Origin of the sequence: Pseudomonas sp. IT-P253 (assembly GCF_949768125.1) — a bacterium.
GTDB lineage: Bacteria > Pseudomonadota > Gammaproteobacteria > Pseudomonadales > Pseudomonadaceae > Aquipseudomonas.
The window spans coordinates 43,457-70,439 of the sequence record NZ_CATKPT010000033.1 but is presented as its reverse complement, the minus strand read 5'-3'; the positions used below and the strand labels follow the sequence as shown (position 1 = coordinate 70,439).

25 protein-coding genes are annotated in these 26,983 nt (G+C 60.1%); 7 read left to right on the top strand and 18 right to left on the bottom strand.

What is annotated here, in order from left to right; translation table 11 throughout:
• Positions 1-44: 44 nt before the first annotated feature.
• The 10 genes from ACM6IR_RS17635 to cbiE form a co-directional block, all read right to left on the bottom strand.
• Entirely contained in the window at positions 45-1,424 is a 1,380-nt protein-coding gene (locus ACM6IR_RS17635; RefSeq protein ID WP_414908885.1) for a PepSY-associated TM helix domain-containing protein, read from the bottom strand.
• A gap of 127 nt (positions 1,425-1,551) precedes the next feature.
• A complete protein-coding gene (locus ACM6IR_RS17630) occupies positions 1,552-3,669 on the bottom strand; it encodes a TonB-dependent copper receptor (RefSeq protein ID WP_414908884.1) in 2,118 nt (705 codons plus the stop codon).
• A gap of 191 nt (positions 3,670-3,860) precedes the next feature.
• Positions 3,861-4,310, bottom strand: a complete 450-nt coding sequence (locus ACM6IR_RS17625; RefSeq protein ID WP_414908883.1) for a DUF2946 domain-containing protein — start codon at positions 4,308-4,310, stop codon at positions 3,861-3,863.
• 21 nt (positions 4,311-4,331) lie between these two features.
• Positions 4,332-4,811, bottom strand: coding sequence for a copper chaperone PCu(A)C (locus tag ACM6IR_RS17620; RefSeq protein WP_414908882.1), 480 nt, complete (start codon positions 4,809-4,811; stop codon positions 4,332-4,334).
• 48 nt (positions 4,812-4,859) lie between these two features.
• On the bottom strand, positions 4,860-5,258 hold the full coding sequence (locus tag ACM6IR_RS17615; RefSeq protein ID WP_414908881.1) for a DUF2946 domain-containing protein: 399 nt from the start codon (positions 5,256-5,258) through the stop codon (positions 4,860-4,862).
• A 117-nt stretch (positions 5,259-5,375) separates the two neighbouring features.
• Entirely contained in the window at positions 5,376-5,699 is a 324-nt protein-coding gene (locus tag ACM6IR_RS17610) for a DNA-binding protein (protein WP_414908880.1), read from the bottom strand.
• Positions 5,700-5,703: 4 nt separating this feature from the next.
• Positions 5,704-6,039, bottom strand: a complete 336-nt coding sequence (locus ACM6IR_RS17605) for a type II toxin-antitoxin system RelE/ParE family toxin (RefSeq protein WP_414908879.1) — start codon at positions 6,037-6,039, stop codon at positions 5,704-5,706.
• 56 nt (positions 6,040-6,095) lie between these two features.
• The gene (locus ACM6IR_RS17600; RefSeq protein WP_414908878.1) at positions 6,096-6,821 is read right to left on the bottom strand and encodes a cobalt-precorrin-6A reductase; all 726 of its coding nucleotides are present in this window, start codon (positions 6,819-6,821) and stop codon (positions 6,096-6,098) included.
• Complete coding sequence (locus tag ACM6IR_RS17595) at positions 6,818-7,915, bottom strand: cobalt-precorrin-5B (C(1))-methyltransferase (protein ID WP_414908877.1); 1,098 nt, start codon at positions 7,913-7,915, stop codon at positions 6,818-6,820. Before ACM6IR_RS17595 ends, ACM6IR_RS17600 begins: the two co-directional genes overlap by 4 nt.
• Entirely contained in the window at positions 7,908-9,119 is a 1,212-nt protein-coding gene (gene cbiE, locus ACM6IR_RS17590; protein ID WP_414908876.1) for a precorrin-6y C5,15-methyltransferase (decarboxylating) subunit CbiE, read from the bottom strand. The genes ACM6IR_RS17595 and cbiE overlap by 8 nt, the downstream gene beginning before the upstream one ends.
• 231 nt (positions 9,120-9,350) lie before the next feature.
• Here cbiE and ACM6IR_RS17585 point away from each other — a divergent pair, with 231 nt between their 5' ends.
• The 7 genes from ACM6IR_RS17585 (at position 9,351) to ACM6IR_RS17555 (ending at position 16,437) form a co-directional block, all read left to right on the top strand.
• Entirely contained in the window at positions 9,351-10,124 is a 774-nt protein-coding gene (locus tag ACM6IR_RS17585; RefSeq protein ID WP_414908875.1) for a hypothetical protein, read from the top strand.
• A gap of 165 nt (positions 10,125-10,289) precedes the next feature.
• Positions 10,290-11,597, top strand: coding sequence for a precorrin-3B synthase (gene cobG / locus ACM6IR_RS17580; RefSeq protein WP_414908874.1), 1,308 nt, complete (start codon positions 10,290-10,292; stop codon positions 11,595-11,597).
• A complete protein-coding gene (locus tag ACM6IR_RS17575) occupies positions 11,590-12,216 on the top strand; it encodes a precorrin-8X methylmutase (protein ID WP_414908873.1) in 627 nt (208 codons plus the stop codon). The genes cobG and ACM6IR_RS17575 overlap by 8 nt, the downstream gene beginning before the upstream one ends.
• Positions 12,216-12,947: a precorrin-2 C(20)-methyltransferase gene (locus ACM6IR_RS17570; protein ID WP_414909119.1), complete on the top strand. Its 732-nt coding sequence runs from the start codon at positions 12,216-12,218 to the stop codon at positions 12,945-12,947. The genes ACM6IR_RS17575 and ACM6IR_RS17570 overlap by 1 nt, the downstream gene beginning before the upstream one ends.
• A complete protein-coding gene (gene cobJ / locus ACM6IR_RS17565) occupies positions 12,947-14,644 on the top strand; it encodes a precorrin-3B C(17)-methyltransferase (RefSeq protein WP_414908872.1) in 1,698 nt (565 codons plus the stop codon). Before ACM6IR_RS17570 ends, cobJ begins: the two co-directional genes overlap by 1 nt.
• 204 nt (positions 14,645-14,848) lie before the next feature.
• Positions 14,849-15,634 (top strand): hypothetical protein, encoded by a 786-nt coding sequence (locus ACM6IR_RS17560; RefSeq protein ID WP_414908871.1) that lies wholly within the window; start codon positions 14,849-14,851, stop codon positions 15,632-15,634.
• 56 nt (positions 15,635-15,690) lie between these two features.
• The gene (locus ACM6IR_RS17555; protein ID WP_414908870.1) at positions 15,691-16,437 is read left to right on the top strand and encodes a hypothetical protein; all 747 of its coding nucleotides are present in this window, start codon (positions 15,691-15,693) and stop codon (positions 16,435-16,437) included.
• Here the strand turns inward: ACM6IR_RS17555 and ACM6IR_RS17550 are convergent.
• From ACM6IR_RS17550 to prmA, 8 genes are all read right to left on the bottom strand, one after another.
• Positions 16,406-17,002 (bottom strand): MarC family protein, encoded by a 597-nt coding sequence (locus ACM6IR_RS17550; protein WP_054044032.1) that lies wholly within the window; start codon positions 17,000-17,002, stop codon positions 16,406-16,408. The two genes, ACM6IR_RS17555 and ACM6IR_RS17550, sit on opposite strands and share 32 nt — an antisense overlap.
• A gap of 64 nt (positions 17,003-17,066) precedes the next feature.
• Positions 17,067-19,844 carry a response regulator gene (locus ACM6IR_RS17545; protein WP_414908869.1) on the bottom strand — a complete coding sequence of 926 codons (2,778 nt, stop codon included), beginning with the start codon at positions 19,842-19,844 and terminating at the stop codon, positions 17,067-17,069.
• Positions 19,845-19,943: 99 nt separating this feature from the next.
• Positions 19,944-21,239, bottom strand: coding sequence for a phosphoribosylamine--glycine ligase (gene purD, locus ACM6IR_RS17540; protein WP_414908868.1), 1,296 nt, complete (start codon positions 21,237-21,239; stop codon positions 19,944-19,946).
• Positions 21,240-21,425: 186 nt separating this feature from the next.
• Positions 21,426-23,033 (bottom strand): bifunctional phosphoribosylaminoimidazolecarboxamide formyltransferase/IMP cyclohydrolase, encoded by a 1,608-nt coding sequence (gene purH / locus ACM6IR_RS17535; RefSeq protein WP_414908867.1) that lies wholly within the window; start codon positions 23,031-23,033, stop codon positions 21,426-21,428.
• An 81-nt stretch (positions 23,034-23,114) separates the two neighbouring features.
• The gene (gene fis, locus ACM6IR_RS17530; RefSeq protein WP_030128251.1) at positions 23,115-23,435 is read right to left on the bottom strand and encodes a DNA-binding transcriptional regulator Fis; all 321 of its coding nucleotides are present in this window, start codon (positions 23,433-23,435) and stop codon (positions 23,115-23,117) included.
• Positions 23,432-24,442 (bottom strand): tRNA dihydrouridine synthase DusB, encoded by a 1,011-nt coding sequence (dusB, locus tag ACM6IR_RS17525; RefSeq protein ID WP_414908866.1) that lies wholly within the window; start codon positions 24,440-24,442, stop codon positions 23,432-23,434. The genes fis and dusB overlap by 4 nt, the downstream gene beginning before the upstream one ends.
• A gap of 184 nt (positions 24,443-24,626) precedes the next feature.
• Positions 24,627-25,838 carry a DUF3426 domain-containing protein gene (locus ACM6IR_RS17520; RefSeq protein WP_414908865.1) on the bottom strand — a complete coding sequence of 404 codons (1,212 nt, stop codon included), beginning with the start codon at positions 25,836-25,838 and terminating at the stop codon, positions 24,627-24,629.
• A 30-nt stretch (positions 25,839-25,868) separates the two neighbouring features.
• The gene (prmA, locus tag ACM6IR_RS17515; RefSeq protein WP_414908864.1) at positions 25,869-26,747 is read right to left on the bottom strand and encodes a 50S ribosomal protein L11 methyltransferase; all 879 of its coding nucleotides are present in this window, start codon (positions 26,745-26,747) and stop codon (positions 25,869-25,871) included.
• Positions 26,748-26,983: the final 236 nt, after the last annotated feature.

Genomic DNA, 26,983 nt, shown 5'->3' with positions numbered 1-26,983 from the left:
TGGGTGAAGCCTGTGGGAGCGGGGAGAAAAGCGCGGAACGTGTTTTACGATGAAGTTGGGGCAGATTCGGTTTGCCGGGTGAGGCGCGACAGCAGCAGTCGATCCAGCAGCCATACGACGATCAGCGAAGCCCCCACCAACGGAAACGCCAGCGCCAGGGCAAACATGATGACCATCGCCGTTTTCCATTTCGGCAGATCGTGACGTAGCGGCGGGACACCGAATTTGCCCTGTGGCCGACGCTTCCACCAGATCACCACACCACTGACCGCGCTGAGCAAAATCATCAGGCAGATCAGCAGCACGACGATCTGATTGAAGGCACCGAACATCTTGCCTTCGTGCAACATCACGCCGGTTTCCGTGACGCGGGCGACGGTGCCGTAATGCTCCCAGCGCACATCGGCGAGGACATCGCCGGTGTACTGATCGATATGCAATGTGGCGTCGTTGCGCGGATCATCCGCAAACACCGCGATGGTGAACACGCCAGTGGCGGTGGTCGGCAAGGTGATGCTGTAACCCGGTTCGACCTTGCGCTGTACGGCGATGTTCTGCACGTCTTGCAGGCTGATGGTCGGAGCAGCAGGGCCGGCTTGTGCGCCGCCGTGGGTCATGTGTTCGGCGTGGTCGCCGGACATTGGCATCGGTGTGTTTTCCATCGCCCATGGCACGGTCTGGCGAGTGGCGGTATTGAGCGTCCGCGCCTCGACGTCAGACGTCGGCACGTTGTCCCACATCGCCGCCGGAAACACGTTCCACACTTGCGCGTATTTCTGTCCCCAGAACCCGGTCCAGGTCATGCCGCTGAGCAGCATCACCAGCAGAAAAGTGGCGCCCCAGAAACCGGTGACGGCATGCAGGTCACGCCAGAGCACGCGCCCGCGACTGTTCAGCCGTGGCCACAATATGCCGGCGGCTTGCCCGCGTGGCCACCACAAAAATACGCCGGAGACCACCAGCACCACGGCCCAACCGGCGGCCAGTTCGACCAGTCGATCACCGACCGTACCGATCATCAATTCACCGTGAATCGCTCGTGCAACGGCTTGCAGATTGTTCTTCGCATCTTGCTCGCCGAGGATGTCGCCGTGGTACGGATCGACAAACACGTTGAGCTCGCTGCCGCCATTGAGCACGACAAATTGCGCGCTGCGCTCGGCGTTGACCGGTGGCAGGTACTGTTTGATCGTGGCGTGTGGATACGCCTCTTTTACCCGCGTGAGCAGGTTGTCGGCCGGGACGTTGTGATGCCCGGCGGGGACGTTCATCAAGCTGTTGTACATCAACGGGTCGAGCTGCGGCTTGAACAGGTAAATGATGCCGGTCAGCGCCAGCATCACCATGAATGGCGCGACGAACAGGCCGGCGTAGAAATGCCAGCGCCAGGCCAGGTTGTAGAAATTCGGTTTGGGTTGTTGCATCGGTTGTGCTCCGCTTGGCGATTCAATTTGTCTTGAAAAGATCGCAGCCTCGTTTCACTCGACAGCTCCTGCAGGGGGCGCGTTTCATGTAGGAGCTGGCGTAGCCTGCGATCTTTTGATTTTCTTGTTAGAAACTCATGTCCACCCGGGTCCAGAGCGTTCGCCCCGGTTCTTTTATGGCCTGCGGGTCATTGGCCGGATAGCCAAAACCGGCGTTGCCGGCCAGGTTCAAATGCTCGGCGTAAGCCTTGTCGAACAAGTTGTCGACGCCACTGCTGACCTTCCAGTTTTTGTTAATCCGATACGCCCCATTGAGCGAGAACACGGCAAACCCCGGGGTCTTGTCGAAGTCCTTGCCGACCACGTTGCCCTTGTTCCGGTCGATGCGGTTTTGCGCCGCGACCACGCGCCACAAGGCGCCGGCGCTCCAGTTGTTTTCGCTGTAGGTCAGGCCGAACCGCGCGTCCAGCGGTGGCATTTGTGGCAGGGCATTGCCGTCGCTGCTGTTCTTGCCCCAGGCGTAGGCCAGGGTCGCGTCGGCCTTCCAGTTCGAGCTCAGCGTGTAGGCTGCGCCGAGTTCGCCACCCATGATTCGCGCGTCGATGTTCTCGGCTTGCGATGTCATGCCCATCATTGCGGGCGTGTAGTTGAACAGGATGTAGTCGCGCACTTGCCCGACATAACCCGACGCCCAGGCTTCGAGGTCTTCGGACTGGTATTGCAGGCCGACGTCGAGCTGGGTGGTTTTCTCTGGCTTGATCGAATCGAAGGCATTCACTGAACCGGCGGGCCCGGAGCTGGGCGAAAACAGTTCCCAGTAATCCGGGAAGCGCTGGGTGTGACCGAGGCCGGCGTAGAGCGTGGTCGGGCTGTCGGCCAGGTCGTGCTCGTACCGGATGAAGCCGCTCGGCAACGTGTCGGCGCGGGTGTCGTCGGCGGTCGGGTTGGCGCGGGTCATCATCCCCGAGCCGGTGGTCTGCCGGTAATCCTTGGCCGAAGCGCGGTCCAGGCGCGCGCCAGTGATCAGCCGGTCACGGTCGGCGGCGAACCAGGTCAGTTCGCTGAACACGCCGTAGTTGTGGAAGTCGGCGTCCTGGGTGTAGGGCAGGTCCTTGTAGACGTCGACGCCCATGGCGCTGCGTTGGCGGTGTTCGCTGGTCTGCGCATCGATGCCGCTGATCAACTGCACATCGGCCCAGTGCCAGGTGGCTTTGATCCGGGCGCCAAGGGTTCGGCGGTCAACGTTGGAAGCCATGGGGCCGGACATCATCCCGGTACCCGATGGCGTGCGCAGGGTGTAGTTGTCCATCACGTGGTCGGCGTAGTTGTAGTAGATCTGCGCTTCGACCTTATCCAGCACATCGCCGATGTTCGACTTCTCGACACGCAGGCCCAGGCTTTCGCGCTTGAACTGCGAGCCGTCCATGCTGCGCCCGGCGTAACGCGCTTCACCATCGCCCTTGCCGGCAGTCAGTTCCAGCAGGGTGTCGGCGTCGGGTGTCCAACCCACCGCGACATCGCCGTTCCATTTGTCGTAGCGCGACGGCACCGTATCGTTGTTGCCATCCTGGTAGTCGTCGGAGTGCGCGGTGTTGCCGATCACGCGCACGTAACCCAGAGGGCCGCCCGCAGCAGTGTCCAGCACTTTGTCGAAGCGTCCATTGGAACCGGCCAGCACACTGGCGTTCACCCGGGTACCAAGCTCGCCGAAGCTTTCCGGTTCGCGGTCGAAGAGGATGGTGCCGGCCGAGGCGCCCGGTCCCCAGAGCACGGTTTGCGGGCCTTTGATGACGGTGAGTTTGTCGTAGGTTTGCGGTGAAATGTAGGAGGTTGGCGCGTCCATCCGGCCGGGGCAGGCACCGAGCAGCTGGCCGCCGTTGGTCAGGATGTTCAGCCGCGAGCCGAACATGCCGCGCAGGACCGGATCGCCATTGGTGCCGCCATTTCGTACGAGCGCGAAGCCTGGGATGGTCTTCAGGTAATCCGCACCGTCGCTGGCCGGCACGGGTTGGCGTGGGTCCTTGGGGTTAGTCACGATCGTCAGTGGCGAGCTTGGCGCGACGGCGGTGATCACCGTCGGGCTCAGTTCTTCGCTGGGGCTTGCGTGTTCATCGGCCAACACCATCGGTGTCAGCAGAGCGCCGCAAAGGATGGCAGTGGCGTGCCTGAAACGAATACTGGATTCGTTCGCGGCAAAGAACGCTTGGGCAGGGCTCAAGCGTGTGTCAGCAGAAAACCTGGACATTACAATTTCCATCGAACAGTCGTAAACGACACGGCCGGCAGCCTGCGCAATCCCTGTAGGAGCGAGCTTGCTCGCGAAAGCGGTATGCCAGACGACATTTAAGCTGACTGACAGTCCCTCTTCGCGAGCAAGCTCGCTCCCACAGGTTGCTTCGGCTGTCTTGCGGACCGTGTGAGATCTGAGGTGGGTGTTTACGCGTCGATGGGTGGGGCGCGAGTGCGGGCGCCGGGGAAGAAAGTTTGCCGGGCGTGGCCCAGACGGGGGGAAGGGGTGGTGAAAGTGTTAGTGGGCGGGGTGTCGAAAGCGGCGAATGTCACACCGCCGGTCAGTGCCGGGCAATTGAACAGCAGGCTGCAATAACCGCACTTTTCCCAAAGTGCGTGATGGGAGGCTTTGGGCGGGCAGTGCTCGGCGGCGGCTTGCACGCCGTGCTCCATCGCCGACATGTCCATGCTCATGTCCATCGACATGCTCATGGAGACATTCATCAAAGCCGGGCTGCGTTGATCCATCGGCATCGACTGAGAAATCAGCGGGCCGATAAAGATCATCAACATGGCGAACAGGCTGATCCAGCTGCCGTGGGTCAGGCTCAATAGCTGACGTCGGGGGGCGGATAACCTGGCGCTAAGCGGGCGCATGGGCGTTTTCAGTGCAGATGATTACGGCGTGTGCATGTGCGCTTGCATGGCGTCAGGCGCCGATTTCTGCACCGCGACCTCGACGGTCACGTCGGCGGACTTCTCGAAATGCATCGTCAGCGCGAAGCGCTTGCCGTCGCTCAGCAGGCTGCGGTCTTTGAGCTCCAGCAGCATCACGTGATAGGCCATCGGTGCAAACGTGACGGTGCCTCCGGCCGGGATTTCGACGCTCGGCACCTGCTGCATTTTCATCATGTCGTTCTGCATTACATGCTCGTGTAACTCGGCGGCGCCTGCGATCGGCGAGTCGACACTGAGCAGCCGGTCGGCGGTTTTGCCCTTGTTGGTAATCAAAAAGTACGCCGCGACGGTCTGCGCATTGGGTGGCAGTTCCTGCGACCACGGGTGGGCGATTTCAAGCTCGCCGGTTTTGTATTCGTGGGCATTGGCAAAACAGGCAGGCAGCAGTAACGCCGCCAGAACGATGAGTTTGTTCAACATGGCAGTTCTCCAGAACGATTCAAGACGCAGGTCAATTGCGAGAAAGAATCACACCAGAGGGGATGCGCGGGGATTAAGACTGGGCCATTGCTGGCGCGGTGTCGGCGTATCGAGAGAGGCGGCGGGCAGGCTTCGATTGGCCTCGAAGTGCGCAAAATACAGCTGCGGCACGTGCCCGGGCAGCGCGATCGACGACGCGGAGCCGGAGCAACACCAGCAATGCTGCATGTTGGAATGATCGTCGCCCTGCGGGGCCTTTTGCTCGATATCGCCCAGCGAGATCGCCACCATCTTCGTGCCGCTGGAGGTGCAGAAACTGCCCCACAATAACTGTTCGGCTGGCGATTTTACCGTCTGTGCCATCGCACCGGTCATCGGCATGGCGAGCATGTTGAACAGCACTGCGAAGCAGGCTATCCAGGCAATTGCGAGCCGTTGTCGGGACATGGGACTAATCCGGTTGGGTGGGCGATCAGGCGCGGCTATTTAGCCTGATCAGGGCCGATAAGTAAAAAAGCGGCATGCGGTGTGGTGTCGCAGTTTGAGCTGCCGATTTCTCACACTTCAGTTCGTACGAACCGCATGAACGTGCATATCTACTCCAAGCGTAGCCCGAATCACGGTGAAGATTGCCGCCAGGTTATCCATGCTTGGATTGCCTTTGGCAGACAACATTCGATGAAGGCTTTTGCTTGGTTTTGCCGTTTCCTTTGCCAGTTCTTCAAAACCTACGGTGGCGTTGACGAGGTCGCGCAAAATGATCCTCGCCATTTCAGGCTCACCGTTAAGAAACAGAGTAGCAGCCTCATCCAGCAATGCCTGAGCGAACTCGGGATCACGCTGAGCGCGCTCGGCAATGGTGTGCTTATAGCTTCGGGTGAGTGCCATAACTTTATCTCCGGTTCCGCTCAGCTTTTTTTCGAGTCCGAAACTCCGCTATTAGAATCTTTGCCTGTTTGATGTCGGCTTTTTGAGTGGACTTATCGCCTCCACCAAATAGGATGATCAGACGTTTCCCCTCTTGAACAAGATAGATTCTATAACCGGGGCCCCAATTTATTCGGCATTCACCGAGACCTTCGAACCACTTGATGTTGGATGTATTGCCTAACTCCAGTCGTACCAACGCGTTGGATACCTTAAGCGCCGCTTGCGGACCCAGGGCGGAAAACCAGCGTCCAAACGGACTTGTTTCGTTTTCCTGCAAATATTCTTCGAGTGTGATCACAGTCGGCCCTGAAGGTAACAAATAGGTTACTGTTCATGCAAGCCAATGATCTTGGCTTACAGGGCTAAGGCCGCCAATGCATCAAGTGTTTCTTTTGACGTCAGAAACTCCCGATCCACCCCCGGCAACACCGGCCGCCTTAACACAATCACCGGCACCCCTCGCTCCCGTGCCACTTCCAGTTTCGGCTCGGTCGCGGTGCTGCCGCTGTTCTTGCTGATCAGCACATCAATCTGTCGCCGCTCAAACAGCTCACGTTCATCCTCGAGCAGAAACGGCCCGCGCGCGCCGATGACTTCACAGCGCTCGTTGCCCGGATAAACGTCCAGTGCACGCAGGGTCCAGAATTGCTCCGGCGGGATTTCGTGCAGGTGCTGCAACGGTTCGCGCCCCAGGGTGAACAGCGGTCGCCGAAAAGGTTTGAGTGTTTCAATCAACTGCGCCCAGTCGCTGACCTCGCGCCAGTCATCGTCGGCTTGCGGTTGCCAGGCCGGACGCCTTAGCGCCCAGCATGGAATGGCCGCCAGATGGGCGGCTGTCGCTGCGTTCTGACTGATTTGTGCCGCGTAAGGATGGGTCGCGTCCAGCAGCAGGTCGATCCCTTCATCACGGATGAATTGCGCCAACCCTGCGGCGCCGCCATAGCCACCGACGCGTACCTGGCAGGTCAAATCGGTTGGCACGCGACCGACTCCGGCCAGGCTATAGATGTGTTCGGGGCCGAGTGTCCGGGCGATGGCCAGGGCTTCCGTCACGCCGCCGAGCAACAAAATACGCTTCATTGAAAAGCTCCCGCGTGGCCAACAATCCCGCCCTGGCGATCGATGGCAAACACTTCAACCTGAACCTGCGTCGGCACCACGCTGCGGGCAAAATCCAGCGCGTGCTGACACACCGCATCGCCGAGCGCGATGCCTGCCGCGCTGGCCATCGCCAGCGCTTGCTGGCTGGTGTTGGCTTCGCGGATGGCTTGCTGCAACGGTTCATCGGCACCGACCGCCGCCGCCCACTCTGCCAGCTGCGGCAGGTCGATGCTCGAATGCCGACTGTGCAAATCCATGTGCCCGGCCGCCAGTTTGCTGATCTTGCCAAAGCCACCGCACAGGCTGAGTTTATCCACCGGCACTTTGCGCAGATGCTTGAGCACGGCGCCGACGAAGTCGCCCATTTCGATCAGGGCGATTTCCGGCAGCGCGTAGACGCGGCGCATGGTGTCTTCGCTGGCGTTGCCGGTGCACGCGGCGATGTGCAGGTAACCGTTGGTTGTTGCCACATCGATGCCCTGGTGGATCGAGGCGATGTAAGCCGCGCAGGAAAACGGCCGGACAATCCCGCTGGTGCCGAGGATCGACAGGCCACCGAGAATGCCCAGCCGTGGATTCATGGTTTTCAGCGCCAGTGCTTCGCCGCCTTCGACGTTAACCGTGACCTCAAAACCACCGCAGTAATCGAGTTCTTTGGCCAGCAGGGTCAAGTGATCGGTGATCATCTTGCGCGGCACCGGGTTGATCGCCGGTTCGCCGACGCCCAGTACCAAACCCGGTCGGGTGACCGTGCCGACACCACGCCCGGCACTGAAACGGACCCCTGGCTCGGCACTCAGGCGGACCTGGGAATAGAGCAGGGCGCCGTGGGTCACGTCCGGATCGTCGCCAGCGTCCTTGATCGTCCCGGCCTCGGCACCGTCGTGCATCAGCCGACAGAACTCGAGGCGCATCGGCACCTGCTTGCCTTTGGGCAGGATGATTTCCACGGCATCCGAGCTCACGCCACTGAGCAACAGGCGAGCGGCGGCGAGGCTGGTGGCGGTGGCGCAGCTGCCGGTGGTCAGGCCGCTGCGCAGCGGCGCGGGTTGTTCGGCAGTTTCGTCACGCATCGAGGGCTTTGACCACGTCCAGCAAGGTAATCGGCAGCGCCTGACGCCACGTATCGAAATCCCCCAGCGGCTGCGCTTGAGCGATATGAATACGCGTCAGCTCACCGCCGTGCTGTGCGCGCCAGGCCATCAGGGTCATTTCACTTTGCAGCGTGACGGCGTTGGCGACCAGTCGGCCGCCGGGTTTGAGTTGGGCCCAGCAGGCGTCCAGCACGCCTTCGCGGGTGACCCCGCCGCCGATAAAGATCGCGTCCGGGCGTTCGAGGCCGGCTAGGGCGTGCGGCGCACTGCCGCGAATCAATTGCAGGCCGGGCACGCCGAGCGCATCGCGGTTGTGCTCGATCAACTGCTGTCGACCTTCATCCGCCTCAATGGCCAGCGTCCGGCAACTCGGGTGGGCGCGCATCCATTCGATGCCGATCGAACCGCTGCCGGCGCCGACATCCCACAGCAGTTCGCCGGGTGTCGGGGCTAGGCGGGCGAGGGTGATCGCGCGCACATCGCGCTTGGTCAACTGGCCGTCGTGCTTGAAGGCTGAGTCCGGTAGACCAGCCAGTCGTGACAGGCGTGGCGTGTTCGGTTCGGCGATGCATTCGATGGCGATCAGGTTCAGATCGGCGATAGGTGGATCGACCCAGTCGCTGGCGACGCCGTCGATGCGCCGTTCGGCTGCACCGCCCAAATGTTCCAGCACGGTAAGACGACTCGGCCCGAATCCGTGCTCGCGCAACAGCGCAGCAATCGCCGCAGGGCTTTGACCGTCGTTGCTGAGCACCAGCAGGCGAACGCCGCTGAACAACTGCGCATTCAGCGCGGCGATGGGACGGGCGACTACCGAAAGTGTCACCACCTCTTGCAGCGGCCAGCCCATTCGCGCAGCAGCCAGGGAACAAGAGGAGGGCGCTGGCAGGATCAACATTTCGTCGCCGGGTAATTGCCGGGCCAGGCTGGCGCCGACACCGAAGAGCATCGGGTCGCCGCTGGCGAGTACGCAAACCGGTTCGCCACGCAGGGCCAACAGTGCATCGAGGGAGAACGGGCTGGGCCACGGTTGGCGCTCGGCACGGATGCACGGGGGCAGCAAATCCAGGTGCCGCCGACCGCCGAAAATCCGCGATGCACGCAACAGCGCATGCCGGGCGTTTTTGCCCAGCCCTTTGAAGCCGTCTTCACCGATGCCTACTACCGTCAACCAGGGCGTCATGCCTGCTCCTTGAAAAAATGACCCACTGCGTTGGTTGCAACCGGGTTCGGGCCTGCGCGGGATGATACCTCGCCCGTACTGGAATGTATGGTGGGTCACTTATTAACGTGGCTGCGCGGGATTAAATATCCTGAGTTACTTCGCTGATTGTTGGCGTGGAGAGTATCTGGTTAATTTGAGGTGTTAATTCATATTGAGATTAACTAATCAAACTACATAAAAAGGAATTTTATGTTCGATCCATCTACCGACTTTCCAACTGTGGAACAACGCTTGGCGTTTCTTGGCCTGATGCCCTCGGCATCTAACGATTATGTAGCGCCGATCACACCGCGCTCGCTGGCAGTCGCTCAGCCCCGCACAGCCTCCATCCATACTCGGGCAGCCATTGCGGGCAGCACGATTGTTTCTGTCGATGGTGCCGTCTCCGAAGACGATGAAAGCGATGTGCTGGACTGTGCGCTTTATCTGGAACAATACACGGACACAAAGTACGACCGGGAAACCGAGTGGTATGAGTGGTTGCAACATTACACATTGGGGCTCTGGAACCTTGGCTGGATTCATCAGCGTCCCGTCATGCTTGAAAGCCGACGTACTGTGCTGTACGAACCCATTACCCATACGATCCTCGACACACTGAAACCACAAGCCAGTGGGCCTATGTACACCGCTGCGATGGAGTCTTTCGAGGCGTTGAAAGGCAATCTGCAGGCCTCCATGCTATTGGCACAAACCAGCGGGAGAGAGCGCGGGCGACAGTTTCAAATCATGCCCTGTGCCTATGATGTCCGCGGCCGACTGACGCTCATGCTGATTCATTCATGGTATTTGGCTGCTGTGAACCCGGAGCAGTTTCTGTTCGTAAAGTGGCTGGATCATGACGTCACGCTGATTCAGCACTACGGGTCGTTCACGCTGGACCGCAAGCGCTTCGACGGGGTGGCCGCCGCGATGCGGGCCAAAATCACCGAGCGCAGCCGCGACTATCTCCTGCGGATGTGAGGAGGCTCGAGCGTTGATTCGATAGCGGCGGGTAACCGGGGGCGTTAATGCTCCTGTTGTCCGACAAGCTTTTCATACCCCGTTGCAAAGCAGGCATAATACCGCCCGCTTCGCCCGCGAAGTGCCTCGCCTCCTGAACGGGTCACCCCCTTGAACGAACGTCCGTTGTCCTCTGCCTTACGCCCCTCGGCCTGCCCGGGGCTATTGCGTATTGTCCCGGCGCTGGACGGTGGTATTTGTCGGATCAAGCTGAACGGTGGCTCGATCAGTAGCGTCCAGGCCCAGGCCGTAGCGGATGCCGCCGAGCGTTTCGCCAGCGGGGCGATTGAGGCGACCAACCGGGCCAACCTGCAGATACGCGGGATTGGCAGTGCGCAAACGGCGTTGATCGACAGTCTGCTGGCCGCAGGTTTGGGGCCACGAACGGCGGCGGGCGATGATGTGCGCAACCTGATGCTCAGCCCAAGCGCCGGGATTGATCGGCAGAGCGTGTTCGACACACGGCCACTGGCTGAACACATACTCGCTTCGGTACAGAGTCACGAGCGGTTCCACGACCTCAGCGCCAAGTTCGCGGTGCAACTCGATGGCGGCGAATCATTGGCGATGCTCGAACATCCCCATGACCTATGGCTCTCGGCCTTTGAGCGAAACGGAACATTACGGCTGGCGTTCGGTCTGGCGGGATGCCCGACGGACAGGCCCATGGGCTCTGTTGCGCTTGGCGATGGTCACGCCCTGGTGGTCGCAGTGCTTGAGTTGTTCCTCGAACTTGCGCGTCCCGAGCAAACCCGTATGCGCCATTTGCTGACCGACCATCCGGTCGAGGACCTTCTGGTTCGACTGGCCGGGTGTGTGCCGATTCAGGCCGTTGCCGATTGGCAGCGTATCCCTGGCTCAAGCGTGCTGCACATCGGGGCTCACCCCCAGGCGGAGGCTGAATTTGTGTATGTGGGTGCCGTGCCGGTATTGGGGCGGCTCGATCCGGCAATGCTTCGGGGAGCGGCACAACTGGCGCACGAGTTCGGCGACGCGAGCCTGCGTTTCACGCCTTGGCAAAGTCTGCTGTTGCCCAATGTCCGCATTGAAAACGCCGCGCAAGTCATCCAGCGTCTACAACGGTTGGGCCTGATGTGCGAAGCCGATCAGGCGTTGTCCCGGTTGATCGCTTGTACCGGTTCAAACGGCTGCGGCAAAGGTTTGGCCGATACCAAGGGCGATGCCCTGCAACTCGCTGCGCTGTTGCAGCAACAGGGGCGTGTACTGAACGTGCATTTGAGCGGGTGTTCACGCTCTTGCGCTGCCGCACACAGAGCGCCGTTGACGTTACTGGCCGTCGCCCCCGGTCACTACGATCTATATTTTCGCGATGCAGTGCAGCCGGGTTTTGGCGCCCTGCACGCACGCAACCTTACTATTGAAGCGGTCGGCGCCTTGCTCGACGCCCGCTCACGGAGCTCCCTTGATGCTTGATTACATCCGCGACGGTCAGGAGATCTATCGCAACTCCTTCGCGATCATTCGCGCCGAGGCCAACCTCGACCGAATCCCGGCCGATCTGGAGAAACTCGCGGTACGGGTCATTCACGCCTGCGGCATGGTCGATGCGATTGACGGCCTGCAATTCTCCGAAGGTGCGGGCAAGGCCGGGCGCGATGCGCTGGCCGCCGGTGCGCCGATTCTGTGTGATGCGCGGATGGTGTCCGAAGGTGTGACACGCACTCGCTTGCCTGCGAACAACGAGGTCATCTGCACCCTGCGCGATGAAAGCGTGCCTGACCTGGCCCGCGAGATGGGTAACACCCGTTCCGCCGCGGCGCTGGAATTGTGGCGCCCACACCTGGAAGGCAGCGTGGTGGTGATCGGCAACGCGCCGACCGCGCTGTTTTATCTGCTGGAAATGCTTGACGCCGGCGCCCCGAAACCGGCGCTGATCCTGGGCTTTCCGGTGGGGTTCGTTGGCGCCGCCGAATCCAAGGCGATGCTCGCGGCAAACAGCCGTGGTGTGCCGTTCGTCATCATGCAGGGCCGGCTGGGCGGTAGCGCCATGGCCGCTGCGGCCGTCAATGCCCTCGCCACGGAGATTGAATGATGCAGCAACCTGGACGTTTGATCGGCCTGGGCGTTGGCCCCGGTGATCCGGAACTGATAACCGTCAAAGCCTTGCGCCTGCTACGCGAATCCCCCGTGGTGGCGTACTTCGTCGCCAAGGGCAAAAAGGGCAATGCCTTCGGCATCATCGAAGCGCATCTGCAAGCCGCACAGAATCTGCTGCCGCTGGTCTACCCGGTGACCACTGAAGCCTTGCCGGCGCCTCTGTCCTACGAACAAGTGATCAGCGACTTCTATGATGACGCCGCCGAGGAAGTCGCGGCGCATCTCAATGCGGGTCGCGACGTGGCGGTCATCTGCGAAGGCGATCCGTTCTTCTACGGCTCCTACATGTACCTGCACGATCGTCTTTCCGAGCGTTACGAAGCCGAAGTCGTGCCGGGTGTGTGTTCGATGCTAGGCGGCGCTTCGGTACTCGGTGCACCGCTGGTGTATCGCAATCAGAGTCTGTCAGTGTTGTCCGGCGTGTTGCCTCACGACGATCTCAAACGTCGACTGGCCGATGCCGACGCGGCAGTGATCATGAAATTGGGGCGCAACTTTCCCAAGGTCCGCCAGGTGCTGGAAGAACTCGGTCTGGCCGAGCGCGCTCTGTACGTTGAGCGCGCCACCATGGCCAATCAGAAAATCGTTCCGCTGGATCAGGTCGAGCCGATGTCCTCGCCGTACTTCTCGCTGATTATTGTTCCCGGCGAAAGGTGGCAAGGCTGATGACTCGTCCAGTTCCAGCGATTGTCATTCTCGGCAATGGCAGCCTCGCCACCGCACGCGTTATCCAACAGTTGTACCCCGGCGCACTGATCCACGGCCTGGCCGAACGCGTTGAAGGCGCGGACCGAATCTACCGCGAGTTCGGTGCGACCCTGCGTGAGCTGTATCAACAGGACACGCCGATCATTGCGTTGTGCGCAGCCGGGATCGTGATCCGCACGCTGGCGCCGTTGCTGTTGGAAAAAGGTGCCGAGCCGCCGGTGCTGGCGGTAGCCGAAGATGGTAGCGCAGTGGTGCCATTGCTTGGCGGCCTCGGTGGGGTGAATGTGATGGCGCGGGAGATTGCCGCTACGCTGGACGTCACAGCGGCGATCACCACCAGCGGTGAACTGCGTTTCGGCACATGCTTGCTCAACCCCCCCAGCGGTTATGCCCTTGGCGATCTGGAACTGGGCAAGCGTTTCGTGTCCGATCTGCTGGCCGGTGAGACAGTGCGTATTGAAGGTGCGGCGCCATGGTTGGCGCACGCTCGGTTGCCGGAGAATGAACAGTCACGGTTGACCGTTCATGTGGGCCATGTCGAACGAACCCCAGCGGCCCACGAGTTGTTGATCTACCCACGCAACGTGGTGGTTGCTGTGGATGCTGGCGTGGCCAATGTGCCGGGGGCAGTGCGCGAGGCGTTGCATCAGGCAAAAATCGCCCTGCAATCGCTGGTCTGCCTGCTGGCTGCTGACACTGAAATGACCAGCACGACGTTGCGTGAAGCGGCGCTTGAACTGGGTGTGCCATTGCGGTTTGCCAGCGCTGACGGGGATGTCCGTGAACTGGTCCGCAATGCCGTCGGCCAGCCAGTTTCCCTCGTTGGCGACGGCACCATTGCCGTTGCAATCGCCGAGCAGCCGTTGGACCCGTCGCAGATCGGGCGACCGCGCGGGCGTCTGGCGGTGATCGGTCTGGGGCCAGGTGCCGCCGAACTGATGGTGCCCGCAGTAAAGGCGGAACTGGCTCGGGCCAATGATGTGCTGGGGTACGAAACCTACGTGCGGATGGCCGGGCCGTTTCGCGCCGACCAGATGCTGCATTGCACGGACAACCGTGAAGAAATGCAGCGAGCTCGCCACGCCTTCGAGCTGGCGGCCCAGGGGCGTTCGGTCGTGGTGGTTTCCTCGGGCGATCCGGGTGTTTTCGCGATGGCCGCCGCCGTGCTGGAGGCCCTTCACGAATCCACGGATGCGAACTGGCACGCCGTGGATCTCGAGATTCTGCCGGGTGTTTCCGCGTCGCTGGCTACCGCCGCGCAGGCCGGTGCGCCGTTGGGGCATGACTTCTGCGTCATGTCGCTGTCGGACAACCTCAAGCCCTGGTCGATCATCGAGAAACGTCTGGATCTGGCTGCGGAAGCCGATCTGGCACTGGCTTTCTACAACCCGATCTCTCGTTCACGGCCATGGCAACTGGGTCGTGCGCTGGAGATCGTCGCGCAGCATCGCCTTCCTCAGACGCCCGTCGTACTGGGCCGCGACATCGGCCGCCCAGGGCAGACCTTGCGGGTCACGACGCTGGGGCAGCTGACCCCCGATCAGGTGGATATGCGAACCATGGTGCTTGTGGGGTCCTCGACCACCTGTACTTTTCCTCGCTCAGAAGGTGGGGAATGGGTGTACACGCCGCGCTGGTATGGCAGCAAGCCATAAAGTAGAGAATAGCCGGCGCAAGGCCGGCTATATCATCTGATAAGCAATTTTATATGGATTTAAATGTCGATTTTCTAATGGCGGGTTTTGTGTGCGCTATTAAATAATATTATACGTTTGTTGGTTTGACTGAAGGTGGGTTGCTTGTTAGGTTTTACGGGTCTGCAAGATGCAGTCTAAATTAATAACAGGGAACTAAGTTAGATGATTGAAAGTAACGAAATTGATTTGAATTTTGATTATGCGGCGCAGGCGGAATATTTTGGGCTTGGCAAAGTGTCGACTCAGTCTGCTCCTATGGTGCGAATGGCACGTTCAAACAGTATTAGTATTGCCAGGCAAGACGGGAACGACCCTGCTGCTGTTTTGGGTTCGACCATCGCTGCTTATGATGAAGCGCTGTCAGAGGAGGACCGCGAGGCATTCGACGATACTATTCTTTATGCGGAAATTCGTGCCGACAAGCTCTTCGATCGGGAAACCCAACGTCGTGAATGGTATCGAGAGTACAGCAAGGCATTAACGAATTGCGGTTGGCCAACCATGAACGACCCGTACAAGGAGTACATCAGTCGGGAACTGGACTTCACCATGGATGAAGCAGCACTGCAGATTATCGCGCTGGTCGCCGGGGCGGATAAACTCAAAGTTCTACCGCTGATCTCTTCAGCCTTGAACGCCCTTGAGAAAAATGAAGGTGCAATAAAGCTGATTGAAATAAAGAGTAAAAAAAATAAGGCGGCTAACTTTCAAATGGTGCCCTGTATTTCTCTAGGAGGACGGCCAACCATGATGGCGTGCGCCATGCAAATGGAAGTGCGCGAACTTATTACCAAAATACTGTTTTTCAAATATCGAGGCGAAGAAGTAAAAGTGTATAACGCCGCAACGCGCCGTACATTGAATCGGCGCGCTTATAATGCGGTGAAGGATATTGTTCAGGCAGAGGTCGACAGGAGTCGGCTGGAGTACTTCAAGACTCCACTGTGAATTTTTGCGAGAGCTTTGCGGTTAGAAGCTCTCGCTTCTTATAGGGAAAGTGAGACATGGAAAGTCATCGTCAGGAGTCTTTTGTCGATTCCGGTTTGTTAAGTGTTTTGTCAGTTTCATTGGCTAATCAGATGAAGTGCGACATTTTGTATTCTTTACTGGCCTCCCAATTGAAAGCGTCGAGCAAGTTTCCGAATGCCAGCGAGTTCTCGCAACGGCACGGTGTTTTTATCGAGGCTCTTACGCAATCCGCCTGGCTTCTCAGGCGAGAGCAAGTGCTGCAGCCATCGTTCGAAAACCAGGCCAGCGTCACGCTGACGGATGTAATGACCCGCGCGATGATAGGCCGGTCGTTGCAGAGTGAGTGTGAACTGGCGTGCGAAGCCATTGGCGACTTGGCCCGCCTACCGACCGATTCGCCCGTTCAGGTGCAGCAACTCAGTCAGCGTACGGTCAAGGTTCCGGGCGGGGGAGAAGAGCGCCGTTTTACGGTGCACTTGCTGTTTGCCGTGAGCACAAAGAATGCCCGCATAGAGGTGTTCTACCTTGAGTTTGAGACCAAGCAAAACGTGGGAGAACACTGTCTGGAACAGGCCTTTTCGACGGGTAGCTTCACTTCACCGATAGTAGTGAAGCATCACTCATTCGAGATGGCCGCCCGGGCATTCTCCAAAAGCCGAGAACACATCGTCGCCTTTGTACAAGGGCACGCGCTGATGGCTGTCAGGCCAAGGCTCGAGCTGTCGCAGGAGCCAATGTCCTGTGGTGCCGTCAGGGCACCAGATAGCCCTTCACCCCGGTAAAGATGATCTGCGCCGCCAGTGCACACACAAACAACCCCATCAACCGGCTGACAATCTGCAGCCCCTGGTCACCTAGAATCCGCTCGATGCGGTTCGACAGATAAAGCACCACACCCACCGTGAAGCTGGCCAGGGCAATGCTGAGGATGGCCGTGAGTTTGTCATCCCAGTGTGGCTGGCTGACGCCCATCACCAGCAAGGCACCGATGGTGCCAGGGCCGACGGTCAGGGGAATGGTCAGCGGGACGATGGTCACGTCCTGTTGCACGTTGTCGGTCTGTACCGCCGACTTGCCTTGGGCCATGCCCAGTGCCGAGATGAACAGCACGCTGCCGGCACCGATGCGAAACGCATCCACGGTGATGCCGAAGACACTGAAAATCACCCGTCCGAACAGGTACAGCAAGACGCTGGAAACCAGTGTGGCGACCGCCACTTTCCAGGCCAGTCGACGTTGTTCCTTGCGCGAATAACCGCGAGTCAGGCTGATGAAACAGGACAAAACGAAGAAGGGGCTGTAGAGCACCAACATCTTCAGGTAAACGCTGAACAACACGTGGAGCATGGGGCAAGCTCATTGGCGAGGGAAGTCGAGGGGGAGTCTATCAGGCGTTGCGGGGTCTGTCGGCTCAGGACGTTTGAGTTGCAGCACGGTTCAACTGGTCGCGCTGGGCAACCCAGTGTTCGATCAGGTCGCGCAATTGCGACAGCTCGACCGGTTTGGCCATGTGCCCGTCCATGCCGGCCTGGCGCGCGCGCTCTTTATGCTCGGCGAGAATATGCGCGGTCAACGCCACTACAGGGGTGCGAATCCGCTTGTTGCCGACTTCCCATGCGCGCAATTGCTGGGTGGCCGAGAAGCCGTCGAGGATCGGCATTTCGCAGTCCATCAGCACCAGGTCGTAACGCTGGGCTTTCATGGCCTGCAGGGCTTCTTCGCCATTGCTGGCGGTGTCCGGTTGCAGGTTGAGCTTGCCCAGCATGCCGCGAATTACCTTGGTCGAGATGCTGTTGTCTTCGGCCACCAGTATGCGGAAATCGCTGGGGACCTTGACCGGCAGGGTCGGACCGTTGGGGTGGAGCGGCGACACTGAGAGGCCCTTGTTTCGCTGGTTCAGTTCATCCGCCAGCGTCGTCTTCAGGGTGTAGCCGGCCACCGGTTTGGCGAGAATGCGTTTGATCCCGGAATTGCGCGCGATGATCTTGCTTGGCGCGTTGCTGATGCCGGTGAGCATGATCAGCAGGATGTCATGATTCAGGCTCGGGTCTTCCTTGATCTTGGCCGCCAGTTGCATGCCAGTCATGCCAGGCATGTTCTGGTCCAGCAGGACCACGTCGAAGTAGTCGCGCAAATGGGCCTTGGTGCGCAGCAACGCCAGCGCTTCCTTGCCGGACGCGACGGCACTGACGTTCAGGCCCCAGGCGCTGCACTGCTGCACCAGCACTTTGCGGCAGGTGTCGTTGTCGTCCACTACCAACACCCGTGCCCCCTGGAGTGGGCCATCGAGGTCGGACGTCGGGTGTTCGAGGCGGTCTGGGTCGAGCGGCAAGGTCAGCCAAAGGGTGCTGCCCTGGTTGGTGCCACTCTTGATGCCGAACTCTCCGTGCATCAAGCGAATCAGCTGACGGGCAATCACCAACCCCAGATTACCGCCGAGGCGGGTGGCCGAGAGGAAGTTCTTGCTGTGCAGTTCGGCGTGCATCAGCGCATCGCGTTCGTCGGCGTCCATGGGTTCACCGCTGTCCTGCACGGCGATGCGCAGGCGCGGTTTGGGGCTGCGTTCGTCGAGCGCGACAACAATCAGGATTTCGCCTTCGTCGGTTTTCTTCAGGGCGTTTTCCAGCAGGCTCAGCAAGGTCTGGCGCAAACGCGTCGGGTCGCCGCTGATGACCCGCGGTACCTGCGGCTGAATAAAGCTGATCAGCTCGACATTCTGCTGTTCGGCCTTGGCGCGGAAGATGCTCAGGCAGTCTTCGATCAGTGCGTTGAGATCGAACTGCACATCGTCCAGTTCGATCTGTCCGGATTCGAGCTTGGAAATGTCGAGAATTTCGTTGATCAACGTCAGCAATTCATTGCCGGCGCTGTGGATGGTTTGCACATAGTCGCGCTGCTTGACCGACAGCGGCGTACCCAGCAGCAGCTCGGTCATGCCTAATACGCCATTCATCGGGGTGCGGATTTCGTGACTGATTTTTGCCAGGAATTCGGCCTTGGCATTGATCTCGGCGTTGCTGGCCGCCAGGTCGCGGCTGATGCTGAAACGGTCTTCGGTGATGCTGCGCTGGCGCTCGCTCAGGGCAATGCTCATCAACAGGCCGCTGATGCAGATGAACACCAACAGGGTGGTGATCAATCCTTGTGGCTCAATCAGGGTCAGTCCCAGCAAAGCCGGCAGGATAATCAGTGTGCCTAGATTGAATACCACCATGGCGGCCACGAACAGCCGCGCAGGTCGATAGCCTTTTTGCCAGTGCCAGGCGCTGACGAACAACATGGTAAGGCCCGCGAGGGCGACGAGCGCATAAGTGATGATGTTCAGCGGTAGCGTGTTGACGAACAGCAGCAGCAGACCGCTGACAATGATGAGCAGGATGTCACCCAGCAGCACTTTGTTCAGCGGGTGTGGGCCGAGTGGGGCGAAGAAGCAATAGGCAAGCATCAGCCCGCACGGTGCCGTCAGCAGCAGGGCGAGGTAGGCGCCGGGCGTTTGTACTGCACGCCAGTCCGGCAACCATGGCCCGGCCAGGTTCAGCAGCAGCAACAGGCTGAGCATCAACAACGCTTCGCAGGCGGCCAGCCAGAGGCTGCTGCGCGAGCGGGTGTAGGCGTAACGGATGAGGTTGTGCAGGATCAGCATGGCGATACAGCCGAACAGCAGACCGTAAATCAGCGTCTGGTTCTGATTGGCCGCTGTCATGACCGCCGATTGCAGCGTGATGTAAGGCCTCAACTGGTGATCGGAGACCAGCCGCAGGTAAACATCGAGCGGCTTGTCGCTTTGCGGTAGCGGCAACATGAAGTCACTGCTGGGCAACGGTCGTTCACCCTGGGGCTGCTCGGCGCCGGTGTTCAAATGCTCGATCAGCGTATCGCCGTCCAGCACATAAAGATTGAAGCGCGACAGGTCGGGCGCGAACACCCGCAGTAGCTGTTCATGCTTGCCGGGTGCAAGCCTGAAACGCAGCCACAACGCACCTTCGGGCTCGGCTGCGGTGAGGTGGTCCAGTTCGATGGGGCTGAATTGATTGGTGTAGCGAGCGGAACGAATGTCGCTGAGCTGTAGATCGCCCTGTTCGTCGAGCAATACCGCCCAGCCACTGCCTTGCGCGGCCAGGGCCGGGAGCATGCAGAGCAAAGTCAGCAGAGTGACGGTGAAACCTATGGCAATCCTGAGCCAGCGCACGGCGAAATCCCTTCGTAGGTTAATGCCAGATTATAACTATGCGCGGCGCCGGAATAGTCCGGCAAGGGCCCGAGGCCCTTGCCTGGCCGAATGGCTGGCTTATTCCTGAGTTTCGCCGCGCTCGCGGGCAATTGCACGGTAGCCTATGTCTTTGCGATAGAAACAACCTTCCCAATCAATCCTGGCCGCCAGTTTGTAAGCCTGCTGCTGAGCCGCATCGACGCTGGCGCCCATGGCGGTTGCACAGAGCACCCGACCACCGGCCGTCACCACTTGACCGTCCTTGAGCGCAGTGCCGGCGTGGAAGACTTTACCTTCCAGTGCCGCGGCTGCATCCAGGCCATTGATGGCCACACCTTTGGCATAGTCACCCGGATAGCCGCCAGCGGCGAGCACGATACCGACACTCGGACGCGGATCCCATTGCGCTTCGACCTTGTCCAGGGCTTGCGCCAGGGCTGCTTCGACCAGCAACACCAGGCTCGACTGCAAGCGCAGCATCACGGGTTGGGTCTCAGGGTCGCCGAAACGGCAGTTGAATTCGATGACTTTTGGGTTACCAGCCTTGTCGATCATCAGGCCGGCGTACAGGAAACCAGTGTAGACGTTGCCTTCATCGGCCATGCCGCGCACGGTCGGCCAGATCACCAGGTCCATGACACGCTTGTGCACTTCGCTGGTGACCACCGGGGCAGGGGAGTAAGCACCCATGCCGCCGGTGTTTGGGCCGGTGTCGCCGTCGCCGACGCGTTTGTGGTCCTGACTGGTTGCCATTGGCAGCACGTTCTTGCCGTCGACCATGACGATGAAGCTGGCTTCTTCGCCGTCGAGGAACTCTTCGATCACTACCCGCGAGCCGGCGTCGCCGAATGCGTTGCCCGCCAACATGTCGCGAACGGCGTCTTCGGCTTCGGTCAGCGTCATGGCAACGATGACGCCTTTACCGGCGGCCAGGCCATCGGCCTTGATCACGATCGGGGCGCCTTTTTCACGCAGATAAGCCAGGGCAGGCTCGATCTCGGTGAAGTTCTGGTAGTCGGCGGTCGGGATCTTGTGGCGAGCCAGGAAATCCTTGGTGAAGGCTTTCGAGCCTTCAAGCTGAGCAGCACCCGCGGTCGGACCAAAGCAGTCCAGGCCACGCTTGCGAAACAGATCGACAACGCCGGCGACCAGCGGCACTTCCGGGCCGACGATGGTCAGGGAAACGTTCTTCTCGGCAAAGTCGGCCAGCTGCTCAAGGGCCAGCACGTCGATAGCGACGTTCTCGCACTTGGCTTCAATGGCGGTGCCGGCATTTCCCGGGGCCACGAAAACCTTCTGCACCCGTGGATCCTGGGCTACTTTCCAGGCCAGGGCGTGTTCACGGCCACCGCTGCCAATGATCAAAACATTCATTTCAAAAACCTCGGATGACGCTAATTCTGTGGAGCAGCCTGGGCTGCCTGGCTGACGGTGCGTGGCATCCACCACAACACCGAACCTGTAGGAGCGAGGCTTGCCCGCGAAGGGGTCGCCTCGGTTTCATTGATGCACCGCGGCGCCTCCTTTCGCGGGCAAGCCTCGCTCCTACAGGAGCAACAATCAGTGACGGAAGTGGCGCATGCCCGTAAAGACCATGGCGATGCCAGCCTCGTCAGCCGCAGCAATCACTTCGTTATCACGCATCGAGCCACCTGGCTGGATCACCGCGGTGATGCCGACCTTGGCCGCGTTGTCGATGCCGTCGCGGAACGGGAAGAACGCGTCGGAAGCCATGACCGCGCCCTGCACCTGCAGGCCGGCGTGTTCAGCCTTGATCGCGGCAATACGGGCGGAGTTCACGCGGCTCATCTGGCCCGCGCCGACACCGATGGTCTGACGGTTTTTGGCGTAGACGATGGCATTGGACTTAACGTACTTGGCGACTTTCCAGGCGAAGATCAGGTCGTGGATTTCCTGTTCGGTCGGGGCGCGTTTGGTCACGACTTTCAGGTCATCGGCGCTGATCATTCCGATGTCACGGCTCTGCACCAGCAGACCACCGTTGACGCGTTTGTAGTCCCACGCCGCGGCGCGATCTGCCGACCATTCGCCGCAGGCCAGCAAACGCACGTTGGCTTTCGCTGCCACGATGGCACGGGCTTCTGCGCTGACGGATGGCGCGATGATCACTTCGACGAACTGACGCTCGACGATGGCCTTGGCGGTTTCAGCATCCAGTTCGCGGTTGAACGCGATGATGCCGCCGAACGCCGATTCGGTATCGGTCGCGTAAGCCAGTTCGTAGGCCTGACGGATGCCGCCTTCGGCGTCCGGGCTGACGGCAACGCCGCATGGGTTGGCGTGCTTGACGATGACGCACGCTGGCTTGACGAAGCTCTTCACGCATTCCAGTGCGGCGTCGGTGTCGGCCACGTTGTTGTACGACAGCTCTTTGCCTTGCAGTTGGGTCGCGGTGGCGATGCCGACGTCGCTTGGCTTGGCTTCCACATAGAACGCCGCGCTCTGATGCGGGTTCTCGCCGTAGCGCATTTCCTGAGCCTTCACGAACTGGCTGTTGAACGTGCGTGGGAACTCACTGCGACCTTCGGTGCTGAGGGTGTCAGCGGCCTGGTTCACGGTGCCCATGTAGTTGGCGATCATGCCGTCGTAGGCGGCGGTGTGTTCGAAGGCCTTGAGCATCAGGTCGAAACGCTGAGCGTAGGTCAGGCCGCCGGCCTTGAGGCCTTCAAGAACACTGGCGTAATCGCTGGCATTCACCACGATGGCCACGTCTTTGTGGTTCTTGGCTGCCGAACGGACCATGGTCGGGCCGCCGATGTCGATGTTCTCGATTGCAGTCGGCAGGTCGCAGCCTGGCTTGTTGATGGTGGCTTCGAACGGGTACAGGTTGACCGCGACCAGATCGATCGGCTTGATGCCGTGCTCGTTCATGATGGCGTCGTCGATACCGCGACGACCGAGGATCCCGCCGTGGATTTTCGGGTGCAGGGTTTTCACCCGGCCGTCCATCATTTCTGCGAAACCGGTGTAGTCCGCGACTTCCACTGCGGCGACACCGTTGTCGCGTAGCAGCTTGAACGTTCCGCCGGTGGAGAGGATCTCGACGCCCAGGGCTTCAAGCTCTTTGGCGAATTCGAGGATCCCGGTCTTGTCGGAAACGCTGATCAAGGCGCGGCGGATCGGCAGGCGGGTAGTCTGGTCGGTCATCTCAATTTCCATCAAAAGCAAAGGAGTCAGCAAAAAAGGCGACCGTTTTTACGCGGGCGCCTTTCTGGTTTGATTGAATGCTTACAGCAAATCGTACTGCTTGAGTTTCTTGCGCAGCGTGCCCCGGTTCAGCCCGAGCAGCTCGCTGGCCTTGGTCTGGTTGCCCTTGACGTAGTTCATCACGCACTCGAGCAGGGGGGCCTCGACTTCGGAGAGCACCAAGTTGTACACATCCGTGACGGCAGCGCCCTCAAGGTGGGCGAAATAATTGTGCAGCGCCTTCTCGACATTCCCGCGAAGGGTCTGACCTTCTTCGCTCGGCGTATTGAGGTGCTGTTTCAAATTCACGTTGTCGCTCACGGGTGTTGTTCCACTCACTAAAGTCTCGGTCATCATCGTCATGCGGCCACCCCCTCTCCGTCCCCTGTCAGGCTCTTATAACGTTCGGCAAAGAAGCCCTGAACGTTGGCGCATTGTGCTTCCGTATCTTCCAAACGATTGAAGTGGGCGCGAAACTCCCTGGCGCCCGGCAAGGTTGCGAGATACCAGCCCACATGCTTCCGAGCGATACGGACACCCATAACGTCTCCATAGAAAACGTGAAGTGCGGCCAGATGCTCTAGCAGAATGCGTTCCACCTCGATCAGTTCCAGTGCCGGGAGTTTTTCGCCGGTACGCAGAAAATGATCGATCTCGCGAAAAATCCATGGCCGCCCCTGGGCAGCCCGTCCAACCAACAGTCCATCGGCGCCGGTCGCGTCGAGCACGTACCGGGCCTTCTCCGGCGAATCAATATCGCCGTTGGCAAAGACCGGAATCGACACCGCCTGCTTGATCGCGGCAATGGTGTCGTACTCGGCTTCGCCGGTGTACAGATCGGCACGGGTGCGGCCATGGACCGCCAACGCCGTAATGCCTGCCTGCTCGGCGATCTTCGCCACGGTCAGGCCGTTCTTGTTGTCCCGGTCCCAGCCGGTACGGATCTTCAACGTGACCGGCACATCGACTGCTGCTACTACCGCTTGCAGGATCTCGGTCACCAGTGCTTCGTCCTTCAACAAGGCGGAACCGGCGGCCTTGTTGCAGACCTTCTTCGCCGGGCAGCCCATGTTGATATCAATAATCTGTGCGCCCAGTTCAACGTTGGCCCGGGCCGCCTCCGCCAGCATCTGTGCATCCCCACCGGCGATCTGTACCGAGCGTGGCTCGGGATCACCTTCGTGGATCATGCGCAGGCGCGATTTGCGGGTATTCCACAAACTCATGTCGCTGGTGACCATTTCCGAGACGACAAGCCCGGCGCCCAGTCGCTTGCACAGCTGACGAAAGGGCTGGTCGGTGACGCCCGCCATGGGGGCGAGAATCAAGCCGTTGTGCAATGTATATGGACCGATGCGTACCGCCGACATAGGACTTCCCTGTTGTGGGGCCGGATCATGAGAGTTCGAAAAAGGGTTGGCATGATACCCGCTCTCGATGACTGGATAAAGGCTGAATTGAACAAAATCTGAACAGTTATTCTGTTATTGCCAGCGGTTTGGTTCGCGCGGGTAAAGTCAGAATGTCGCCATCAACCCTGATCAGCGGGGCGTTTCACTCGGGCGAATGAAAGCTCAGACTGTAGTTCACCGCTTTTGGGCCTGGGTCGAGAATATCCAGTGCGATGTGGATCGGCGTTTGCGGAGGCATTTCAGACATGCCTTCGAGGTCACCGTTGAGGTATTCGCCGGGCTTGAACCGGCGGCTGGCAATCAGATGGCCGTTGAGGTCGGCAAAGCGCAGTTCCAGCAGCGGGAAGGGCTGAGAGAAGGGCGCACGGTTGTAGATGATCGCATCGACCACCAGGGCTCCACTGAAGTCCGGGTGGCTGCGAACCACCAGGTTGCTGCTTTTTATTTTTGCAATGTCGACTTTGGACGGCACCGTGCAACCGATATGTGGGCACAGTTGCTGGAACCATGGACGGTACTGGTCCTGGCGCGCCAGTTCGTCGAAATGGTAGGCGACATACTGACCGACAAGACCGGCGGCACCGAGCAGGATCAGCAGCAGCCAGAAGAATCGGCGGCCCCACGGCGAGCGGCGCTTTTGCCAATCCAGTTGCAGCGGATCATCGGTCAGGTCCTGCAGCACTTCGGTGTGGATGGCCGGCTCACTGCGTTCGCGGCGCTTGCGCAGGGGGGCGATGGAAGGCAGGTCGTCGTCGATCTCGTCGGTTGCCGACAGCCGTTCGTGATGAATTGGGGGGTCGAGTGGATCGTGCAGGCGCAACTGCGGAGGCAGAGGCCCGTCATCCAGTTCCACCGGCTCAAGCGACAGCGAAGGTTCGGTGCGTTCGTGTGGGCTCGACTCGAGTTCCAGTTCCGGCAAGTCGTCTTCAGCGGCCTGTGCACGATCGGCCGCTGATTCACTGAACAGGCTGTCGGACCAGGGTTCTTCGGTCCCGGGAGTATCTCGGTGTGCACTCAGGCTGTCTTCGCGGTGCCGGCCGAATTCGGTGGTCGGCTGAATTTCCCGCTGTTCGAGGCGCGCGAGTTCTTCGTCCAGGTCCAGGCTGTCCAGATCCAGTTCGGCGGCGGTCCATTGCTTCTGGCTGATGGCCCGTTGCTCCGGCGCGTCGACGATGGGCGGGGCGGTTGGCACAACCGCTTCCTTGCCGGCCTGCTCAAGCAATTGCTTGGCGGCGTTAAACACCTGCAAGCACGAGCCGCAACGAACCACTCCGCGGGCCACGCTCAACTGAGCATGGTTGACACGGAAGCTGGTTTGGCAATGCGGGCACTGGGTGACAAAGCTGTCGGTCATGCGGCGATCCGGTTTATGCAGGCGTCCATTCTAGCGCCGACGGCCGGTAATGCGCACCCAGCCATCGCGATCGGCAATCGGGTCCAGGTCGAAGTCCTGAGCGTAGGCCTTGGCGACGTCTTCGCCTTGTTCGGCGAGGATGCCCGACAGCGCCAAGCGACCGCCGGGCTTGACCAGGCTGGACAGTTGCGGCGCCAGGGAAACCAACGGGCCGGCGAGGATGTTCGCCACCAGCACGTCGGCCTGAACCTGCGGCAAGTCTTCTGGCAGATAGAGCGGGAACAAGGCTTCGGCGATGTTGTTGCGTCCGGCGTTGTCGCGGGAGGCCTCCAGCGCCTGCACGTCGATGTCGGTGCCGACGGCTTCCTTGGCGCCCAGCAGCAAGGCAGCAATCGCCAGGATCCCCGAGCCGCAGCCGAAGTCCAGCACGTTGCAGCCTTTCAGATCCTGGCCGTCGAGCCATTCCAGGCACAGTGCGGTAGTCGGGTGAGTGCCGGTACCGAACGCCAGGCCCGGATCCAGCAGCAGATTCACCGCATCAGGCTCGGGCGCGGCGTGCCAGCTCGGGACAATCCACAGACGCTGACCGAAACGCATCGGCTGGAAGCCGTCCATCCAGCTGCGCTCCCAATCCTGGTCTTCGATGACTTCGCTGTGATGCTCGGGCAACGGACTGCCGGTCAGCAATTCAAGGTGGGCCAATACGCTGGCGGCTTCGGTGCCACCTTCGAACAGGGCCAGCAGGTGAGTGTGTGACCACAGCGGCGTGGTGTTGAGTTCCGGTTCGAAGATCGGCTGATCTTCGGCGTCCATGAAGGTCACCGACACGGCGCCCACTTCAAGGAAAGCGTCTTCGTAGGTTTCGGCTTGTTCTGGGCTGATGGCGAGACGGACTTGCAGCCAAGGCATGGCGGGCACCTTTGAAAAATATTGATTGCAGCCTAGCGGGCTGCGAGAAGCACGCAAGTTTACGCGAGCGCGGAGGTTTTGTGGGAGTGGTCGAGTCTTAATGCCATCCAGTTCGGCCGCGACGCATTTTGTAGCAGCTGGCGAAGCCTGCGTTCGGCTGCGAAGCAGTCGTAAAACCTGACTGCACCGTAATCCTGAAACACCGCATTGCCTGGATTGACGACTGCTGCGCAGCC